Annotated in this window: 4 protein-coding genes and 1 tRNA gene; 2 read left to right on the top strand and 3 right to left on the bottom strand. The window is 34.7% G+C overall.

The window, feature by feature from the left end:
• Position 1 precedes the first annotated feature (1 nt).
• Positions 2-75: transfer RNA gene (locus tag J7K39_02835), tRNA-Arg, on the bottom strand.
• A gap of 153 nt (positions 76-228) precedes the next feature.
• Between J7K39_02835 and J7K39_02830 the strand changes: the two genes are divergently transcribed.
• Entirely contained in the window at positions 229-684 is a 456-nt protein-coding gene (locus tag J7K39_02830; GenBank protein MCD6178817.1) for a hypothetical protein, read from the top strand.
• Here J7K39_02830 and xerD read toward each other — a convergent pair.
• A complete protein-coding gene (gene xerD / locus J7K39_02825) occupies positions 681-1,601 on the bottom strand; it encodes a site-specific tyrosine recombinase XerD (GenBank protein MCD6178816.1) in 921 nt (306 codons plus the stop codon). The two genes, J7K39_02830 and xerD, sit on opposite strands and share 4 nt — an antisense overlap.
• 126 nt (positions 1,602-1,727) lie before the next feature.
• Between xerD and J7K39_02820 the strand changes: the two genes are divergently transcribed.
• Positions 1,728-3,083 (top strand): alpha-amylase, encoded by a 1,356-nt coding sequence (locus tag J7K39_02820; protein ID MCD6178815.1) that lies wholly within the window; start codon positions 1,728-1,730, stop codon positions 3,081-3,083.
• A gap of 73 nt (positions 3,084-3,156) precedes the next feature.
• Here the strand turns inward: J7K39_02820 and J7K39_02815 are convergent.
• A partial coding sequence (locus J7K39_02815; protein MCD6178814.1) for a T9SS type A sorting domain-containing protein occupies positions 3,157-4,257 on the bottom strand: 1,101 nt, incomplete at its 5' end.

The following is a 4,257-nucleotide window of genomic DNA, read 5'->3' as shown; positions in this document are numbered from 1 at the left end:
GTGATCCAACTAGGATTCGAACCTAGGACCTACAGCTTAGAAGGCTGTTGCTCTATCCAGCTGAGCTATTGGACCAATTTGCGGCTACAAAGATAAATAATATTTTTGGTATTAAAAGAGATTCTTCTTTTTTTCGAATGATAAATTAATTTAAAAAATTCCCCTATCTTAATATTTATTATATATTTGTTTTCTTATGAATGCTAATGTTAACTTAATGAAATTAAAATGTTGAATCTAGAAATTAAACCAAAAATAGGATTAGGTGATATATTGTTTGGTGAAATTCCCGGAAACCTTACTAAAATTATGGGTCAACCCGAAACAGCTGAAGATGTTCGTACGGACGATGATCTTAAAACCACAATTTTATCTTTTCCCGAAAAAGGGATTACCGTTTTCTTGGAAGGACTGATAGAACCTATTGTTTCTAATTTTGATGTAGACAATAAAGCTGCTACTCTTTTTGGAGTAAATATCTTTGAAAAAACCGAAGCAGAAGCAAAGGCTCTTATGGAAGCCAATGGCTATACTAATTTTGAAGAAGATGAAGAAGAGTGGGGCGAAAGACGTTTGAGTTGCGAAGATGCTCTTATGGATTTTTATTTTATAGATGGAAAATTACAAGCAATAAACTTTGGTGTTTATATTAAAGACGACGGAACTATAGATAAAGACGTTTAGGATTTTCCTGAACGTGGATGGTGAAATAGAATTTCTTCTTTTAAATAGTTCCTATCGAGATGGGTATAAATTTCGGTTGTGATAATGGATTCGTGACCTAGCATTTCTTGTACAGCGCGTAAATTGGCTCCTCCTTCAACTAAATGAGTAGCAAAACTATGGCGGAAAGTATGTGGACTGATGTTTTTATGAATACTTGCCCTTACTGCTAAGTCCTTAATAATTATAAAAACCATATTTCTTGTAAGTACTTTTCCTCTTCGGTTCAAAAAAACATAATCTTCGTATCCTCTTTGAATATCTAAATGAACTCTCGAAAGCTCAACATAAATAGAGATTTGTTTTAAAGCCTGAGATCCGATAGGAACCAAGCGTTCTTTATCTCCTTTGCCAATAACTCGTATAAATCCTTCATCTACGTATATATTCGAAAGTTTTAAATTTATTAGTTCGCTTACACGTAATCCGCATCCGTAAAGTGTTTCCAACATTGCTTTATTACGCTCTCCCTCGGCTTTGCTCAAATCAATTTGAGAAATCATAGCATCAATTTCTTTTATAGAAAGTGTCTCAGGAAGTTTTGATCCTAACTTTGGAGAATCGAGTAATTCCGTTGGATCATTTTTAAGATAATTCTCTAAAATCAGGTATTTGTAAAATGCTTTAATGCCAGAAATTAAACGAGCTTGTGAACGTGCTCCTAATCCTAATTCTGCTACCCATTTAAGAAAATTCTGTAGATGTTCTAATTCAAGATGTTGTGGCTGTACGTTAAGTTGATTGAGCTCTAAATAACTAATAAGTTTCTCTATATCACGTAAATAAGCTTCAATAGAATTATTGGAAAGAGATTTCTCTAAACGTAAGTAATTCTTAAATCCAACTAAATGTGATTTCCAAGCCGACATTGTCATCATTTTAAACAAATGTAGCAATTAATTTGATTTTCAGTGTCTGCTATAGCCTCGATAAACTAAATTTACAACATAGATTTTATTGTATATTTGCTCCTTAACCGGAATGTTTAATAAAAAAAATTAATGATGAAAAATATTTTAATAATTATGGGTTTGATTAGTGTTGGATTGATTCTTCAGTCTTGTGGAAATCAAGCATCAAAAAATACTAATGAAGAAGCCGTTGTAGAATCTAATTTACCTGTAGAATGGTCGAAGAATGCAGTGATTTATGAAGTAAATGTTCGTCAGTATACCGAAGCTGGTACTTTTAAAGCTTTTGAAGCTGAGTTGCCTCGACTTAAGGAATTGGGAGTTGATATTTTATGGTTGATGCCGATATATCCCATCGGGATTGAAAACCGAAAAGGAAGTCTTGGATCTTATTATTCTATTAGAGATTATGTTGATGTAAATCCTGAGTTTGGAACTATGGAAGATATGCAATCTCTTATTGCAAAGACTCACGAATTAGGAATGCATATTATTCTCGATTGGGTTGCAAATCATAGTGCTTGGGATCACGCTTGGGTAACAGAACATCCTGAGTATTACGAAAAAGATAGCACAGGGGTAATGGTTTCTCCTTTCGATTGGACAGATGTTGTTGCTTTTAATTATGATAATGCAGGAATGCGCGAAGCGATGAAAAACGATATGTTGTTCTGGGTACGCGATATGGATATTGATGGATTTCGCTGTGATGTGGCTGGAGAGGTTCCAACAGATTTTTGGGAAGATGCTCGCACTGCTCTTGATAATGTAAAACCTGTATTTATGCTTGCTGAAGCTGAGAAAGCTGAACTTGTAGAAAAAGCTTTTGATATGGATTACGGTTGGCATCAGCATCATTTAATGAATGAAATTGCCAAAGGAAATATTGATGCTAATGAAATGAATGCTTATTTTGATACTTTGGATGAAGAGTATCCGGATAGAAGTTACAAAATGTATTTTACCTCAAATCACGATGAGAATTCTTGGAATGGAACAGTTGAAGAGCGTTTGGGCGATGCAGCCGATGCTTTATCCGTTTTAAGTTTTACTATTGGTGATATGCCTTTGATTTATAACGGTCAGGAAGCAGCTTTAAACAAGCGTTTATTGTTCTTTGAAAAAGATTTAATCCCTTGGGAAGGATATAGTAAAACCGATTTTTTTAAGAAGCTCACAAGCCTGAAACATAATCAAAAGGCTTTGTGGAATGGAATGTATGGTGAGCGTTTTGTGCGTTTAGCTAGTTCTGCCGATAAGCAAATTTTTGCTTTCGATCGTGGTAATGTTAGAGTTTTACTAAATCTCTCTGATGAGGTTAAGACTTTTACTCTTGAAAATGCAAGTTTTGAAGGCTATGAAAGTTATATGCAGAATGGATTTTCTAAAGATGCCGAGGCCAAAACTATTTCTCTTGAAAAATGGGGTTATGCTGTTTTTCTAAAATAAGATGTTTCGACTAAGCTCAACATGATGAGCTTTATGGAAAAGGGAGACGATTATCGTCTCCCTTTTTTGTATCTTAGTATTTTACAAACCGATTCTGAAAGATCATTTCTCCTTGATCAAAAAGTCGTAGTAAATAAATCCCATTGGGCAAATGACTTATTTCTGCTTTATCTTCCTGTGTTCTTAAAAGCACTTTTCCGCTTGTGCTTAGAACCTCAATTATTTGATTTGCTGTTTTGTTTTTTATTTTTAGATAATCTTGTGCTGGATTAGGATATATCGTGAAAGAAGGAAATCCAGTAATATTTTCGTCGACTATTTTTGATTTCTGTGTAGGATGAATGGCATAACCATAAAGTGCTATTTCATTAATTTGTGCATAAACGGTATTGTACATTGTTAATAATACGTACCGACTGGTTCTTCCAAGATCGACTTCTCTCCATTGCCTAAACGAAGACGTAGTATAGCATACTATCTCGGCCCAGTTATCTGGTGTTCCAATAGAAATATGAAGGTCGTCGGTTTTGCGCATATCGTGTAGCATAGCAAAGTCGATATAATATTCTGTTCCCAAATCTATAAGCACAGAGAAAGGACTTTCTGATGTATATTTTGAAGGAACCCAGCTTCTGCTTCTTGCGTGTTGATTTAGAAAAGGATCACGGTGTTGCTCATTGACCAAATATTTGGGGCTGAAGCGCGAACCCCCATCTACCAAGTCTGTAATCATACTTTTACTTAAAACGATGCGCTCACTTTCAGGTGCAGGAGATATATTTACCTGAATAGAGATTGAACTTTCTCCATTATTTGCATCCGTAGCCATTAATTCAAATAAATAGTTCCCCGCATCATTTAAATTTGGATTTAATTGGAGTTCTCCTTCACCATTCCCTAAATCGGTAAATTGGATAAAAGCAGGTGCGTTTATACTGCTTAGAAATAGTAAATCACCATCTGGATCATTTGCGAAAATATCAAGAATTAAGCTATTCCCAGCTTGCAGTTCAATAGCATCAATAGCCTCGAAACTTGGTAAACGGTTTGTATTTATTACAGTAACTGACAAAGGAAAATTAGTTTCTAAACAGCCGTCAGATACAGTAATAGAAATATTTTCATAATTTCCTGCATCATCAAAACCGGGTTGGAGGTTTAAGAAATAATCACC

The organism is Bacteroidales bacterium (assembly GCA_021157585.1).
Lineage (GTDB): Bacteria > Bacteroidota > Bacteroidia > Bacteroidales > UBA12170 > UBA12170.
Note: the sequence above shows the minus strand (reverse complement) of the source record. Positions and strands in the feature narration are given on the sequence as shown.

What these genes read in the sequence shown, in the direction of transcription:
- J7K39_02830 (MCD6178817.1), top strand. Translation starts at nt 229, where the DNA reads ATGTTGAATCTAGAAATTAAACCAAAAATAGGATTAGGTGATATATTG.
- xerD (MCD6178816.1), bottom strand. Translation starts at nt 1,601, where the DNA reads ATGATGACAATGTCGGCTTGGAAATCACATTTAGTTGGATTTAAGAAT.
- J7K39_02820 (MCD6178815.1), top strand. Translation starts at nt 1,728, where the DNA reads ATGAAAAATATTTTAATAATTATGGGTTTGATTAGTGTTGGATTGATT.